The 14,845-nt window shown below is 50.4% G+C and carries 13 protein-coding genes; 8 read left to right on the top strand and 5 right to left on the bottom strand.

The window, feature by feature from the left end:
- Positions 1-26 precede the first annotated feature (26 nt).
- A complete protein-coding gene (locus tag D4L85_RS30270) occupies positions 27-1,091 on the top strand; it encodes a cobalamin-independent methionine synthase II family protein (protein WP_119757865.1) in 1,065 nt (354 codons plus the stop codon).
- Positions 1,092-1,113: 22 nt separating this feature from the next.
- The gene (locus D4L85_RS30265; protein WP_119757864.1) at positions 1,114-1,674 is read left to right on the top strand and encodes a carboxymuconolactone decarboxylase family protein; all 561 of its coding nucleotides are present in this window, start codon (positions 1,114-1,116) and stop codon (positions 1,672-1,674) included.
- A gap of 128 nt (positions 1,675-1,802) precedes the next feature.
- On the opposite strand, the gene D4L85_RS30260 is transcribed toward D4L85_RS30265, so the two are convergent.
- A complete protein-coding gene (locus D4L85_RS30260) occupies positions 1,803-2,351 on the bottom strand; it encodes a DUF2911 domain-containing protein (protein ID WP_119759004.1) in 549 nt (182 codons plus the stop codon).
- Positions 2,352-2,582: 231 nt separating this feature from the next.
- Between D4L85_RS30260 and D4L85_RS30255 the strand changes: the two genes are divergently transcribed.
- Both D4L85_RS30255 and D4L85_RS30250 read left to right on the top strand, forming a co-directional pair.
- Positions 2,583-4,046: a Gfo/Idh/MocA family protein gene (locus D4L85_RS30255; protein WP_119757863.1), complete on the top strand. Its 1,464-nt coding sequence runs from the start codon at positions 2,583-2,585 to the stop codon at positions 4,044-4,046.
- Between the two features lie 306 nt (positions 4,047-4,352).
- Positions 4,353-5,390, top strand: coding sequence for a sulfite exporter TauE/SafE family protein (locus D4L85_RS30250; protein ID WP_119757862.1), 1,038 nt, complete (start codon positions 4,353-4,355; stop codon positions 5,388-5,390).
- Between the two features lie 85 nt (positions 5,391-5,475).
- Here the strand turns inward: D4L85_RS30250 and D4L85_RS30245 are convergent, their stop codons facing one another.
- Together D4L85_RS30245 and D4L85_RS30240 are read right to left on the bottom strand one after the other, a co-directional pair.
- A complete protein-coding gene (locus tag D4L85_RS30245; RefSeq protein ID WP_119757861.1) occupies positions 5,476-5,937 on the bottom strand; it encodes a PepSY-like domain-containing protein in 462 nt (153 codons plus the stop codon).
- A gap of 91 nt (positions 5,938-6,028) precedes the next feature.
- On the bottom strand, positions 6,029-7,069 hold the full coding sequence (locus tag D4L85_RS30240) for a YncE family protein (RefSeq protein ID WP_119757860.1): 1,041 nt from the start codon (positions 7,067-7,069) through the stop codon (positions 6,029-6,031).
- A gap of 321 nt (positions 7,070-7,390) precedes the next feature.
- Between D4L85_RS30240 and D4L85_RS30235 the strand changes: the two genes are divergently transcribed.
- Both D4L85_RS30235 and D4L85_RS30230 read left to right on the top strand, forming a co-directional pair.
- Positions 7,391-8,410, top strand: coding sequence for a hypothetical protein (locus D4L85_RS30235; protein WP_119757859.1), 1,020 nt, complete (start codon positions 7,391-7,393; stop codon positions 8,408-8,410).
- Positions 8,411-8,563: 153 nt separating this feature from the next.
- Positions 8,564-9,610: a DUF4407 domain-containing protein gene (locus D4L85_RS30230; protein WP_119759003.1), complete on the top strand. Its 1,047-nt coding sequence runs from the start codon at positions 8,564-8,566 to the stop codon at positions 9,608-9,610.
- 9 nt (positions 9,611-9,619) lie between these two features.
- Here the strand turns inward: D4L85_RS30230 and D4L85_RS30225 are convergent, their stop codons facing one another.
- Complete coding sequence (locus D4L85_RS30225) at positions 9,620-9,913, bottom strand: NIPSNAP family protein (RefSeq protein WP_119757858.1); 294 nt, start codon at positions 9,911-9,913, stop codon at positions 9,620-9,622.
- Between the two features lie 78 nt (positions 9,914-9,991).
- A complete protein-coding gene (locus D4L85_RS30220) occupies positions 9,992-10,414 on the bottom strand; it encodes an EamA family transporter (protein WP_119757857.1) in 423 nt (140 codons plus the stop codon).
- 381 nt (positions 10,415-10,795) lie between these two features.
- Between D4L85_RS30220 and D4L85_RS30215 the strand changes: the two genes are divergently transcribed.
- The gene (locus tag D4L85_RS30215; protein WP_119757856.1) at positions 10,796-12,217 is read left to right on the top strand and encodes a glycoside hydrolase family 125 protein; all 1,422 of its coding nucleotides are present in this window, start codon (positions 10,796-10,798) and stop codon (positions 12,215-12,217) included.
- Positions 12,218-12,402: 185 nt separating this feature from the next.
- Positions 12,403-14,814 (top strand): ABC transporter permease, encoded by a 2,412-nt coding sequence (locus tag D4L85_RS30210; RefSeq protein ID WP_119757855.1) that lies wholly within the window; start codon positions 12,403-12,405, stop codon positions 14,812-14,814.
- The last annotated feature ends 31 nt before the right edge of the window (positions 14,815-14,845 follow it).

Raw genomic sequence — 14,845 nt, 5'->3', positions numbered from 1 at the left:
AACAAACAATCTAAAAAACGACATTCATGAAAATACCAACCGAACCCATTGGAAGCGTACCACGGCCCGCCTATCTGGTGCAGGCCCTGGGCGCTTTTTCAAAAGGAGAGATCAAAGCAGACGAATTAACCAGACTCACAGAAAAAGCATTAGCGGAAACCATTCAATTATTCGAGCAAACCGGTTCACCGGTCATCAGCGATGGCGAGCAATCGAAGCCGAGCTTTGCTACCTATCCCATCGCCGGCATGAAACAGCTTGCACCGGATGGCGTGGTCATCCCCTTCGCCGATGGTCACACGCGCCAACTTCCCAAACTGACGGGCGGCGCATTTCGCTATCAGACGTATGCCAACAGCTATCTGGACAAAGCAAAGAAGCTCACAAAGCTGCCGGTGAAGCAGGCGGTGATCTCGGCCTCTGCGATCAGCCTGCTCTATCCTCAGGAGGGCATCGCCGGCTATTCGCGCGATCAGTTTATCCAGGACCTTATCCGCGAAGCCGAAGCCGACATCCGGAAGTGCCTCGACAATGGGGCGTACAATGTGCAGATCGATTTCACGGAAGCAAGGCTGGCGATCAAGCTCGATCCATCAAAAGGATTGCTGAAGATGTTCATTGACCTGAACAACCAGGTGCTCGACCGGTTCACCGAAGCCGAACGCAAACGGATCGGTGTCCATACCTGCCCAGGCGGCGATCACGATTCGACCCATAGCGCAGACGTGCCTTACGAAGAATTGCTTCCTTACTTGTTCGACCTGCACGCTACCAATTTCTATCTCGAATATGCCGGCGAAAAAAATAAACGCGCCGTGCTGGAGGCCATCAAGAAATCGCTCAAGCCCGGTCAACGTGTTTTTCTCGGTGTCACGAACGTGCTCGACCCGCGTGTTGAAACTCCTGAAGAAGTCTGCGACCTGATCGTGGAAGCCGCCAAGGTCATCCCGGCCGATCAGCTTGGCACGTGCGACGACTGCGGATTTTCTCCGTTTGCCGACGATGTGTCGACGGCGCGCGAAACCGCTTTCGCAAAGATCAAAGCGCGTATCCAGGGTACCGCACTAGCAGAAAAGAAACTCGGGAAATAGGAATAACTTAAAACGAAGAGCAATGCCTCATATACCCTTGGATGTGAATTTGCCGGGCATCACCGGCATCCTCAACTACCGGACGGAGACGGCCTTACCCATCCGCCAACTCACCCAGATCTTGCTGCGCGGAGATTCGACGCTGACAGAAGGTGAACGCGAATTGATCGCCACCGTCGTGTCCTACGGCAATGAATGCCAATTCTGCACCGCGGCCCACACGGCGGCCGCCGACATATTGTTGGGCGAAAAGGAGACGGCCGAGAAAGTAAAAAAAGATCCGTTGCACGCGCCGGTCAGCGAAAAAATGAAAGGCCTGCTCGACATTGCCCGGGCCGTTCAGGTGAGTGGAAAAAATGTAACCACCTCCATGATCGACAAAGCCAAAGCCGCTGGTGCCACCGACCTGGAAATCCACGACACGGTTTTGATCGCCGCCTTGTTCTCGTTGTACAATCGTTTGGTGGATGGATTTGCAAGCGTTACACCCGCAGAGCCTGCTTTCTATGAACGATTGGCAGTCATTCTTAAAGACAAGGGCTATCTGCCATCGGAAAACCGGTATGCCGGACTGAAGGCGTAACGTGATCTTTGTATTGAACTAAAAAAAGACATCGTCATAAATTTATGACGATGTCTTTTTTATGGGTATAACGGGAGATTGTATTTTCAACGAGGAGGACAAAAGTCGCCTTATCAGGTTGCTGAAATTTACTGTGGCCTTACGGGAACAACGAATTTAACATCTGAAAATTCAAACACCACGTTAACGCCGCCGTCGGCTTCAACCATGGAGATGGTGTATTGCTCAACCGGAGTGCTCAGGTGTTCAACCGGGACTTTCGTGTGTAAAATGTCCAAACTGTAGTCGGGCTCCATGGCGCCCCACTTGCCGAGCTCTGAATTCAAAGCAATGTCAAATGTATCTGGTCCGGGAATGGCATACATTCTATAGGTACCCGCCTTAACAGCCTGCCCGTTGAAATCTATGTCTTTATTAACCGTGATTTCGGTCGACTCATTTGCACCCAAGCGCCAGTATTTTCCATAGGGCTGAAGTGCATTTTGTCCTTCAGTCCCAAAAATCAACCGCCCACGAACGGAAGGCCGGGCATACGGAATGGAAACGGTGAGGCCGTTGACTGTCAATTCTGTCTTTCCGGAAGGACTTAACGTGCGGTTCCGGTAATTGAGATAGGCAAAGCCAATGGCAAGCAACACAACGAGAGACACCACTCCAATAAGTATTTTCTTTTTCATGTTTATGAATTTTAGATTGATTTCCTGCAATAAAGATAACATCTTTAGGTTGACTGTCTTTGTCGCTTTTTTTATTTCATGGAGACCCTGTCGATTGAATTTTACTTGGCCCGTTGGAGACGCCATTTCATTTCGAAGATGGCGACTAGCTTTCGGAAACAAATTGCTGAACTATTTATAATTCTCTATATTCGAAAGTAAATTATTCGTATTCATCAAATATCTCCCCTCATGAGTAAACACGATAAAATGAAAAGCGACTCTTCGCGAAGAAAATTCATCAAACAAAGTCTGGTTGCGTCGTCCATTTTTATTGTCCCCAGGCACGTGCTGGGAGGCGTTGGATTCACCGCGCCCAGCGATCAACTTGTTCTTGCCGCCATCGGGGCGGGAGGAAAGGGCACCAGCGATATCAAGAATGCTTCGGTAAACGGACGCGAAAGAGTCGCTGCGTTGTGTGACGTTGACTTTTCAGGCTCTGCGAAACGCTCTGTGGAAAACTTCCCGAAAGCCAAGTTGTACAATGACTACCGCGTCATGCTCGAACAGGAAAAGGATATCGATGCCGTGACCATTTCCACTCCCGATCACGTACACGGACCGGCAGCAGCATTTGCCATGCAGCGCGGGAAGCACGTATATGTTCAGAAACCAATGACCCACAACATCCGGGAGGCGCGCATGCTCACCAAGATGGCCCGCGATAAAAAAGTGGTGACACAGATGGGAAATCAAGGTGGGTCGAATCCCTTGCACAGCATGGTTCAGCGTTGGATAGATTCCGGAAACCTGGGCAAGATCTCGAAAGTACACATTTGGACGAATCGCCCCGTGTGGCCTCAGGGTTTCGCGATGCCTGCGCCGGATGAAAGTAAAAAACCAAAAGATCTGTATTGGGATCTTTGGCTCGGTCCGGCAGAGATGAAGCCCTACACACCGAACCTTCATCCCTTTAACTGGCGCGGCTGGTGGGACTACGGCACGGGAGCGCTAGGCGACGTCGGTTGTCACCTGATCGATATTCCGTTCCGGGCACTCGGACTGAAATACCCCACGGATGCGGAATGCAGCGTGAGCTCTATCTATTCGCAAATGTGGACACCCGATTATCATCCTGAAGGATGTCCTCCTTCATCGTTCATCACACTACACTTTGCGGCAACCGAAAAAAGCAAAGCTCCCATTGAAATGACCTGGAGCGATGGTGGCCTCAGGCCATCACGGCCGGAGATCATTCCGGCAGACAAGGACTTTGGTGGCACCAATAGTGCGAATGGCGTTCTCATTATCGGTGAGAAAGGTCTGATCACAACAAACATCAACGACAGTTCGCCGATGATGCCGAAACTTTACCTGAACGACGGCACAACGGAGTTTGGCCCGGAGACCGCTTCTACGGATGAGCCGGAATACGGTCACCAGCGAAAGTGGGTTGAAGCGTGTAAAGCAGGCTTCGGCAGCAAAGAACATAAGGGCCTCACGTCATCGTTCGACTATGCCGGACCGATGACGGAAACGGTGTTGATGGGTAATCTTGCCATCCGCAGCTACATGTTGAGAAAACAAACCGGCGACCAAATGGAGTTCTACGGCCGCAAAAAGTTGTTGTGGGATGGAGACAACATGAAAATCACCAACATGGAAGAGGCCAATCAGTTTGTAGGAAGAACCTATCGCAAGGGTTGGGAAGTATAGCCTGATAGTCTCCGATGGCATAAATGGCTGCCCATTTCTGAATGAAATGAGCAGCCATTTTTTATTATTTTGATCTTACATCTTCTCACGCTTTGTTGGGTTCTTTCACCGCGGTATTCTCGTGAAAAAATCCCTCCGTACACAAACACCTCAAGATTCTCCCGTATTTTTTATTTAACCAGCGCATGCTATTAATTCCTTTGCTCTTGGCTGGGAGCGTTTGCATGATCGCCGTGCAGCGCATAATGCTCAATGTCCTGAGGTGAATCCAGAAAATGTACAGAATTACTAGGGTGTTTTGCCCGCATGATAACATCGCTTTGGCTCCTTTTTGTTTGTGCCTTCCTGGCTTTTTCCTTAAGTGCGGTTTGTGGCGGTGGTGCTGGCCTGTTGTTGATGCCGGTGCTGGGCTTGTTCCTGCCGGCAACGCAACTGCCCGCAGCGCTGTCGATCGGCACCGTGGCGTCTTCGGTTTCACGCATCGCCGTTTTCTTTTCGAGGATTCGGTGGGACGTTGTTCGCTGGTTTGTTCCCGCGGCCTTGCCTGCCGTGTTTTTTGGGGCCTGGCTTTTGCATTTTGTGAACCCGCTTTACCTCGAGATTGCCATGGGTGTCTTTTTAATCAGCAACCTTCCTGCACTTTTTAAAAAGACAAGCAAAGCACCTGCACCGGGAAGCTCTTCGCACAAGCTCTTGCTCGTCATTGGTTTCCTGGCGGGTTTTCTTTCGGGGCTCACCGGTGCGGTAGGACTTTTGTTCAACCGCTTCTATCTGCGCTATGGACTGTCTAAGGAAGAAATCGTGGCCACGCGTGCAGCAAACGAATTGATACTTCATGTGATCAAGCTGGGTTTGTATGCTTCCTTTGGTTTAATCTCTGGCAAAGTGATTGGTCTGGGAACGTCAGTTGCCGTCGCCGGTCTGTTGTCGTCGTGGTTTATGAAATGGGGGCTGAAGCGGATCAGCGAATCTTTTTTCAGAACCGTTGGCTATGCTACGATGGTCCTTTCCGGAATCGTTATGCTCGCGCAGTCGGGAGGCCGGCTGATGTCCGAGAATAACGCTTACTTGTCGTTCGCTCCGCTTTCCAAAGGCATTGAATCGAAGGTGCAATGGCAAAACGCTAAACTTGCTTTTGAATTTGAATACGATGAGGGCTTTGAATACGAACGGGAAATTTCACTGTCCGATTTGTCGGCAGCGCAGCGAAAATATGTGCTGGGCGAAAAGGGGAGTGCGGAGACCATCCGGGTCGAGGAAGTATTTGGCATTAACGCGCATTCCTTTGAAGCGTATTATTTCAAGGCCGGAGAACTTGTGAAGAAAATTGACTTCAATGTCTGACGCAAGCAAAACACAGAGGTCATTTTGCTAGGTGGAAAATAAAAGACGGACCCCTGCGCGGAGTCCGTCAACGGAAAGGATAGGCTTAATCTTTTTCTGACCCAGCTTTCTCTTCTTTCTTTGATAGCACCTTTCCATCCGGTGAAATTTGAAGTTCGTATGTCGCCTTTCCTTTCTCAACTTCAACCTCGTAGAAAATGCCTGCCGGGGTTTCTGCTTTTTCGGCCTCTTCGATCGTATAGCCCGCAAACTCTTTGGTCAACGTGGCTTGCACGGATGATGGAAGATCCGTTTTCCTCATCTCCGTTTCCGTGGCCAACCACTTGCCAGCCGCATCAAAGTTCGCGGATTGCTCGGTACCGCTGATTTTAAATTCTGCTTCAAACGCACTATCGTTTTCTTTCGACCACTTGGCTTGCTTCACGGTGGAGAACCGTTTTGCAAAGGCGCTCTTCACCGCTGCCGGCACTTCGCTTTCTTTTAACTTCTGTGCTTGTGCATAGCCCGAACTCAGGGCCAGCACAAAAAATAACATCGTGTATTTCATACGTTGATCATTTTATGTTTGACCTAAAGAACGAAAACGATTTTGTGGATTTTCTGTATAAAGAGGTCCGCTGGAGTCAATCCAAATCCGGTCAATCTTTCCCATACTCCAGGAGCATGAAAGTTCCGGGCACAATGCTGGGCCGGGGCTCCGGATTATCAGCCGTCGCAGCGGGTGTTTCGCCGTATTGTGCCGTAGACAGGAAGATGTGGTGCGTCACGGGATCTATTGTCAGTGTTCTTGCTCCTGGAGCTGTCGCGACAGTTTCGACAACAGAGAATTTAACCGGCGAAACTTCCTTCACAACGGTCATCGTGCCTTCGCCATTTGAGGTGACCGCGAATTTTGAAGCGGCATCAAAGACCACACCGTCCACGCGTTTGCCAATGGGCACCTTCGAAACCACCTTGCCGGTATTGGCATCCACGATGATCATGAGTTCATTGTGACAAACACTAAACAAGCGACGCGTGGAGGTGTCGATGGCCAGGCCGGTGGGTTCTTCGCCCGGGGCAACGCTCCACCGGTTTTTAATGGCCAGCGATTTGGCATCGAACGACACGATCTCATGGGTGTCTTCCAGGTTCACAAAAATAGTTCCCCTTCCATCCGATACGCCGGCCTCTACACCATCGCCACCCAGGTCGACGGTTCCTAATATTTTTCCATTGGCGATATCGATCGCCGTCGCGCTGGCGCCGCTGTGATTGAAAACAAAGACGCGGTCTGAGTAGGGATCATAGAGCAAAGCATCAGGATTTTTTCCCGTGGGCAATTCAACAATAGGAGCGAGGGTGTTCAAGTTGAAGATGGTGGCGGTATTCGTTCTCCCGTTTGTGGTTATGCCCCGGTTGATTTTCGGCACCGCCACGATGCCATGAACACCGCTGGTAGGTTTGATAATACCCAGGGATTTGTGGGTTTTCAAATCCAGGACTTCCACCTGGCTTCCATGCGAGAGAAAAATTTTGCCGTTTTCATGGTCCACCGCCAGGTAGTCCCAGCCTCCTTCTCCGCCGATCACGGTTTTCTTCACGAGGTGATAGCCTGAGGTTTGGGCGTTCAGGCTGGTGCTCGCCAGGAGCATGGCAAATCCAAATATTCCAATGAGTGAATGGCAATAGTTTTTCATGATTTCTGAATGATTTATAAGGAGGAAGAATTTGGGTGGCGAAGGGAAATGGAATAGTCCATCCTAACCTGACCGATTTGAAGGTAAAACGGGATTCTGTAGACTTTTTGGATTTAGAGCGTTCGTTCTGAAACACAAAAGGAGGATCGGCGCAGGGCTTGTTCAAACTTAGGCCTTGGAGATGATGAAATTGAGCTTAATTTTTTGTAATGTAACGGGAGAGAAACACACAACGGCGCCTTCCCTGTTCAAACGTTAAGGCTTGGGTTGGACCGTACGCAAGATGTTTAAACGAACACACTTTATTTTAAATCCTGTTGGATGCTAAAACCTTATAAGTACGCCATCGCGCTCCTTGTCACATTGGGGATTGTTGCGGTATATCACTTTGTGAACATCCGGCTGTTCAGTCTGGACATCACAAAAATGACCCGCGAAAATTTGTTTTACATCCGAACCCAACCGGCAGCACAAGAAGAAATGCTGATGTTGAATATCGGACGATTGGAGGCCGGTGAATTAAAACCCAAACTCGACTCCCTATTGCTTTCAGGGCCCACGGTTGTGGGCGTAAATCTGTGCCACTACACAACCGATATGAGCGCCATCGTGAAGCAGTATGCTGCCGTACCGAATATTTTTTTTGTGGATTGCCGGGGGAGGGGCAGGGGAGCCTTGAGCGAAATCATAAACGAGGGCAACGTGGTCACGCACTTTGATTGTTACAGGAGGGACTACTTTGAATTCCTGTTGACCGGCTTCAAGCCAAGAGGAAACGACCGGGAGATGATCAACTATGCGCCGGAACAACAAAGCATATTCATGAGAGCCGAATTGAAAGACGCACCCCTGTGGTACGGCGCCTTGGAGGGTAAAACTATTTTAGTCGGTTACATGGGCGACTACCTGACGGATAGTCTGTATTACTATCAGCAGTGCCGCATCACTCCCCTGAACGAGTACTACGGACAGGAAAACCTCCTGCCGGATCTCTACGACACCGAAGTGAGCGCAAACATCATCCGCACCATCCGCGATCAGGATTATATTGATGAGATCGGAGAGGTATACAGGATACTTATCCTATTGGCTTTTGCCCTGCTGAACGTGATCATCATCACGTTCGTCCGTACGAAATGGCTGGCGGTAAACCTGATCATCGCAGGATTGATCTTTGTTCTCTTTACGATCGCAGGTTCCGTCTCGCTGGTCTTGCTTTTTGACAAGGGATATTTCCTGGACTTGGATGAACTGCCGGTCATCCTGCTGATCACGACCGTCTTTACGATGGCGGTCAATTTCCCCAGGAAGCAAAAAGACGCGACAGCAGAACCCGTATAGATCCGAAGTCAGACCGTACAACCTCCTGTTCACATCTGCACACTTCGCGGCCCAGGCTTCCCGTTCTGGCCCCGGCAACCGCCTTTTTCATCATGGCACTTTTATTGAACGGGCGACAGCAATATCGGCAACACAGGCACCGTTACTATGTACATGAAAAAGGTCACGACGTTTTTTCTGATTTGCTCAGGGGTGGATCGGCATATTCTTGAGAAATGCCCATCCGAAACCAGCAAATACGCCGGTATTGGCGCCACCATATTTTTTACGGGCTTGTTTGCCAGCTTGTCGGGCGGCTACGCCCTGAACACCGTTTTCGACAACTTGTGGATCGCCACCGCCTTCGGGCTGTTATGGGGACTCATGATCTTTAACCTGGACCGCTATATTGTGTCGAGCATGCGCAAGGAAGGAAAGCCGGCGCGCGAATGGTTGATGGCCACCCCCCGGATCGTGCTGGCCGTTTTCATTTCCATTGTGATCGCCAAGCCGCTGGAGCTCAAAATATTTGAAAAGGAGATCGCGCCGGAATTGACGGCCATGGAACAAAAAGCCTACAAAGAGGAGGAAGCCTTGACGCGAAGCCGTTTTGCGTTCATGGGCGATAGCCTGAAGGCCGCCGTAAATGCCTTGAAAACGGAAGTGACCCAAAAAGCCCTTCAACGCGACGCCCTGGTCAGCGCCGCCCAGGCAGAAGCCGACGGAACCGGGGGCAGCCGGAAAAAAAATCTGGGCCCCATCTATAAAGTCAAGAAAGCAGATGCCGATAAGGCCGAGGCCGAGCTGAAGACATTGACAGACTACAACTATGAACGCATCGCCGCACTGGAAAAAAGCGTCGCCGAAAATAACACCCAGATGAACGCCGCCCTGGGCGACCTGGAACGAAACAAGATCGACGGCCCCGCTGCCCGCATAGAAGCCATGAGTCACCTCACAGCCAAAAGCGGCGCTATTCTTTGGGCACACTTGTTCATCATGCTTTTATTCATCGCGATCGAGACCGCCCCGGTGCTGGTGAAACTCATTGCCGGCAAAGGTCCTTACGACAATCTTCTGAAGGTGGAAGAATACCAGTTCACCGTCCACGAGATCGAAGAGAAAGCGCGCATGAACACCCAGGCCAAAGAGAAAACGGCCACCTATCCGCAGCATGAACGCACCTTCATCGCCACCCGTCTCGACAACGAGTTGCAATAACACACGCGTTCACCAAACCTGGAAGATCTCGCGCGAACCGGTGAGATACATATCGTGATAGCCTTCCATGGCCGCGGCCATCTTTTTCATGGCTTCTGAATTTTCTTTGTACTTCTCCCAGCTTTGCTCATAGGCGGTAAGACTATCATACTTCGTCACCATGATCACACGGTTGAATGGTCCGGTCATATCCGTGAGGATGTTGACCAGCTCGGAGTTTCCTTGCATGCCTTCCTTGAATTTCTTGCCCAGCTTCGAGGCGTTGCCTGGCTTGCAGACAAAAATGTCGTGAACAATGATCATAAGAGGTTTTTTTTTGCTAAAACAAGATAGAAAATCGCCTGCCGATTAAGAAATGAAGTGGGGCGGTGGAACATGAAGTCATTTCCAAATCAAAACAATCATCCCTGCAAAAATCAGAAACCCACCCATCAGAATTTTTGGTGTAACAGGCTCCTTCAAAAGCACAAACGAAAACAGCAACGTGATCAATATGCTCGCCTTGTCAATGGCCGCCACATAAGAAACCAAACCATCCTTCATAGCCCGGTAGTAAAAGATCCAGCTCACTGTCGTAGTGATCCCCGAGGCAATTAAAAGTCCCGCCTGCAACCAGGTCAAATTCGAAAGCTCCCTGTATCTATCGCCCGCCAGATTTAAGCAAGCGACCAGTATAAAAATAATAGAAGTCCGAATGCCCAGCGCAAGGTCAGGATGGATGTTCTGAAGTCCATATTTTGCAAGCACCGAAGTGAGGCCGGCAAAGATCATCGAAATGATCGCATAGAGGATCCAAGGCTGCATAACAAGGATATTTTAAGTTTTGAAGAGCACTATATAAATCAAGCCACCTATTCTGTAGACATTCTGGATACCCAACCTACTTCTTTTCCGAACCCTCAGAAGATATCCCTTCTCATAAGTGCAAACGTAAGCACCACTGAATGACCGGCAGCCTCAAAAAGGAAAATCGATAATTCTTTTGGCTATTCCGAAGACATCGTTCAAAAAAAGCAGCACGATTGCCATCTTGTTGCATAGCACGAAAAAAATGCCGAAACTTTGACTGGAATGGACATCAGCGCCAGGACAACAAAGGTCCCGCAGTTAGTATTTTTTACTAACTACTGACTACTGACTACTGGCTACTGACTACTTACCCCTGACTACTAACTACTAAAAAACATGGACCGGCTTGAATTCCTCCAACATCTCAGCGCCCTCGGAACCGGAGCTATCCTCGCGGATACCTGGAAATCCAACCCCATCACCCCGGAATTTCCCGTCGTACGGAAAGCCCAGGCCCAGCGAAACTTTTCAAGCCCTGCCATCGAAAAAGCTATTTCTGATTTCAAATCCCACGTCAAAGATCCTGAACTGGGATGGTTGTTTGAGAATTGTTTCCCGAATACCTTAGACACCACCGTGTTCCTGAAATCAAAAGGCGCGGACCCTGACACCTATATCATCACGGGCGACATCGACGCCATGTGGCTGCGCGACAGCACCGCCCAGATCTGGCCCTACCTTCCCTTTATGAAGAGCGACCCGGCGCTGCAGAACCTGGTAGCGGGTGTGATCCACCGCCAGACCCGTTGCATTCTCAAAGATCCCTACGCCAACGCCTTTTACGATGACGAATCCAAAATAAGCGAATGGAAAGACGACCTCACGGAAATGAAACCCGGCATCCACGAACGCAAGTGGGAAATCGATTCGCTGTGTTATCCGATCCGGTTGGCGTATCACTACTGGAAAACCTCGAACGACACCACGCCCTTCAACGCATCGTGGAAGCAAGGCATACAAAATACATTGCGTGTTTTCAAAGAGCAGCAACGAAAAGACGGAAACGGTCCCTACACGTTTCAACGCAACACCTCCTGGGCTACCGATGGGGTGCCACTGAATGGCTATGGCTATCCGGTGAAGCCCGTGGGACTGATCTGCTCGATGTTCCGTCCCAGTGACGATGCCACGATCTTCCCCTTTCTGATCCCCTCCAATTTCTTTGCCGTGGTCAGCCTGAAGCAAGCCGCCGAGATGATCCGGACGGTCAGTCATGATGCAACGTTGGCCGACGCCTTGTTGTCGCTGGCAAAAGAAGTAGAGACCGCGCTCAACCTCTACGCTACCGTAGATCACGCCGAGTTTGGAAAGGTGTTCGCCTATGAAGTGAATGGCATGGGCAGCTTCAACCTCATGGACGATGCCAATATCCCCAGCCTGCTCTCGCTTCCCTACCTCGGCGCCGTGGAGGTGGACAATAAGATTTATCAAAACACACGAAAGCTCTTGCTTTCCGACAGCAATCCCTTCTATTTCAAAGGAAAGGCCGGAGAAGGCATCGGCGGTCCCCACGCCGGCATGGAGATGATCTGGCCGCTCAGCGTGATCATCCGCGGACTCACCAGCAAGAATGAAGATGAGATCAAAAAATGCATCCAGACATTGAAATCATGCCAAGGCGGAACGGGCTTTATGCATGAATCTTTTCACAAAGACGATGCGACGAAGTTCACACGGAAGTGGTTTGCCTGGGCGAATACGATCGTCGGCGAATTCCTGTGGAACACATATTTGAATAAACCCCATCTGTTGTCGTAGTGGCCGGACGAAATGGACGGCTAAGGTTTAACATGAACGAGAAGGGAATTTGAAGATTTAATCTTGCGGAAGGTATTTTAGGCGACCGTTTATTGTAAAAAGCATAAAAAAATGACCGATATCTATGTAACCTTATCCTAAATCGTTGGTAAACTTTTTTATTCCTTCACCTTAAAGCCTGTGCCATGATCCGGAACTACCTCAAATCCGCTGTCCGCAGCACCCTGAAAAACAAGGTCTTTACGATAATCAATGTATTGGGATTGGCCGTTGGGTTGGCGGGGTCGATGCTCATCACCCGCTATGTGATGCACGAGCTTAGCTACGACCAGGACCAATTGCGGAAAGACAGGATCTTCCGCGTACAGTTGGACCGCTACAGCAAGGGAGAGGTCACTACGCGATGGGCCGCGGGTGCCGCGGGGATTGGTCCGGAGCTTAAAAATAATTTCCCGGAAGTCGAGTACTATGTCCGCATGTGCGAGGACAAGCAGACGTTTGGTCACGACGATGTTGCGTTCAAGGAAGAGCACATCTACTATGCCAGCGAAGATTTTTTCAAGGTCTTCTCTTTCCCGTTGGTGAAGGGCGTCGACTCGACGGTACTCCGCGAGCCGCATACGATGGCCGTCTCAAAGACATTTGCAAAAAAATATTTTGGCGATGAAGACCCGATCGGGAAAATGCTCCGTAAGAATGGCGTAGAAGAATGGGTCGTCACCGGTGTGTTTGAAGATGTGCCCGGGACCAGTCATATGCGGTTTGATGCCCTGCTTTCGTTTTCAACCTACCTGACCTATTTCAAGAATCCGGACGCGTTAAACAGCTTTCATTGGGACGGGTTCATGACCTACGTGCAACTTTATCCGAATGCAAAGGTGAGCACCCTACAGGCAAAGCTTCCGGCATTTGTCGAAAAACGGGAAGGCGAAGGATTTAAAAAATATAATGCGGGCATGGTGTTCACGCTGGAGCCCATCACGCGGATCCATCTTTTTGCCAACAACCTCATGATGGACTATGGTCCGAACGGGAATGGCAAGTCGGTGTATTTCCTGGCGATCATTGCGGCCTTCATCCTGGTGATCGCCTGGATCAATTATGTAAACCTGGCGACGGCGCGGTCCATGGAACGTGCGCGCGAGGTGGGCGTGCGGAAAGTGCTGGGAGGTCTCCGGTCGCAATTGATCTGGCAGTTTCTGTTGGAGTCGTTTATCATCAATCTCATGGCCTTTGTGCTTTCACTCGTGCTGGTCAGATTGCTGTTGCCCACTTTTGCAGCGCTCTCCGGAAGGAATTTGGACACGTCGCTCTTTAGCAATGACGTTTTCCTGCTGGGCACGGTTGCCGTGTTTATACTGGGCGTGCTGTCGTCAGGATTGTATCCTGCATTTGTATTGTCTGGATTTAAGCCCGCCGCCGTATTGAAAGGCAAACTGCAGGGTTCTCCGCGCGGAAAATTCCTGCGAAAGGGGCTGGTCGTTTTTCAATTTGCCGCATCGATCACCCTGATCGTTGGAACCTTCACCGTGTACCGGCAGCTCAGCTTTATGCGGAACAGCGACAAGGGCGTGAACATCGACCAAACCATCATCGTGCGGGGCCCGGACATCAACGATTCCACGTATGTGAATCGCTTTTATGCATTTCATGACGATCTAACCAACTATCCGGAGATTGTTGGCGTGACGGCGTCGACCAGTATCCCAGGCCGGCAGCCCGATTGGAACGCCGGAGGGATCCGTCGCATTGAGGAGACTGACGAGTCGGCAAATGAGTATCGCGTGCTGGGTATTGATCAGGCGTTTGTTCCCACGTTTGGGCTGGAGCTAATTGCCGGGAGGAATTTTTCGAAGGAAATAAAGACCGATCGCGCCGCCGTGCTCTTCAACGAATCGGCCATACGGCAAACGGGTTTTAAAACGCCGAAGGAAGCGTTGAACGAGCAGATCTTTTTCTGGGGCGACACCTTCAAGATCGTGGGCGTGCTAAAAGACTACCGCCAGGAATCCATGAAACGAAACTTCGAGCCGCTGATCTTCAGAAATATTCCGGATGCCCACACGTTTTATTCCATCCACATCAAAACCAGCAATGTCCCCTCTGTTGTGACGCTGGCCGAAGAGAAATTCAAATCCTATTTCCCCGGCAATCCCTTCCAGTTCTTTTTTATGGATGACTACTACAACCAGCAGTACCAGGCCGATATACAATTCGGAAAAGTATTTGGCGTGTTTGCCACGTTGGCGATCTTCATTGCGTGCATGGGATTGTTCGGTCTCTCTTCCTACATGGTGGTGCAGCGCACAAAAGAGATCGGCGTGCGAAAGGTTTTGGGTGCCACCGTGTCGCAAGTAATTGCCCTGCTGTGCAAAGAGTTCGCCTTGCTGGTGGCTGCCGCGATCGTCATCGCCGTGCCCGTTTCCTGGCTGGTCATGAACAATTGGCTCAATGAATTCGCCAACCGGATCTCACTCTCGTGGTGGATCTTTGCCGTTCCCGGCCTGCTCGTCATGGCCATCGCGTGGGCCACGATCTCGCTACACACCTTCAAGGCCGCGTCGGCGAATCCGGTGGATGCGTTGCGCTATGAATAAACGCAGGGGATTGTTTTTTTATACTACGCTA

It is taken from the genome of Chryseolinea soli, from assembly GCF_003589925.1.
In the GTDB taxonomy this organism is placed as follows: domain Bacteria; phylum Bacteroidota; class Bacteroidia; order Cytophagales; family Cyclobacteriaceae; genus Chryseolinea; species Chryseolinea soli.
The sequence above is the reverse complement of the archived record's forward strand: the minus strand, read 5'-3'. Positions and strand labels throughout refer to the sequence as shown.

Excerpts from the sequence above, each read along its gene's own strand:
- D4L85_RS30225 (WP_119757858.1), bottom strand. The coding sequence starts at position 9,913 with ATGATCATTGTTCACGACATTTTTGTCTGCAAGCCAGGCAACGCCTCG.
- D4L85_RS30255 (WP_119757863.1), top strand. The coding sequence starts at position 2,583 with ATGAGTAAACACGATAAAATGAAAAGCGACTCTTCGCGAAGAAAATTC.
- D4L85_RS30245 (WP_119757861.1), bottom strand. The coding sequence starts at position 5,937 with ATGAAATACACGATGTTATTTTTTGTGCTGGCCCTGAGTTCGGGCTAT.
- D4L85_RS30235 (WP_119757859.1), top strand. The coding sequence starts at position 7,391 with ATGCTAAAACCTTATAAGTACGCCATCGCGCTCCTTGTCACATTGGGG.
- D4L85_RS30230 (WP_119759003.1), top strand. The coding sequence starts at position 8,564 with ATGAAAAAGGTCACGACGTTTTTTCTGATTTGCTCAGGGGTGGATCGG.
- D4L85_RS30215 (WP_119757856.1), top strand. The coding sequence starts at position 10,796 with ATGGACCGGCTTGAATTCCTCCAACATCTCAGCGCCCTCGGAACCGGA.
- D4L85_RS30250 (WP_119757862.1), top strand. The coding sequence starts at position 4,353 with ATGATAACATCGCTTTGGCTCCTTTTTGTTTGTGCCTTCCTGGCTTTT.
- D4L85_RS30260 (WP_119759004.1), bottom strand. The coding sequence starts at position 2,351 with ATGAAAAAGAAAATACTTATTGGAGTGGTGTCTCTCGTTGTGTTGCTT.
- D4L85_RS30220 (WP_119757857.1), bottom strand. The coding sequence starts at position 10,414 with ATGCAGCCTTGGATCCTCTATGCGATCATTTCGATGATCTTTGCCGGC.
- D4L85_RS30210 (WP_119757855.1), top strand. The coding sequence starts at position 12,403 with ATGATCCGGAACTACCTCAAATCCGCTGTCCGCAGCACCCTGAAAAAC.
- D4L85_RS30270 (WP_119757865.1), top strand. The coding sequence starts at position 27 with ATGAAAATACCAACCGAACCCATTGGAAGCGTACCACGGCCCGCCTAT.
- D4L85_RS30240 (WP_119757860.1), bottom strand. The coding sequence starts at position 7,069 with ATGAAAAACTATTGCCATTCACTCATTGGAATATTTGGATTTGCCATG.
- D4L85_RS30265 (WP_119757864.1), top strand. The coding sequence starts at position 1,114 with ATGCCTCATATACCCTTGGATGTGAATTTGCCGGGCATCACCGGCATC.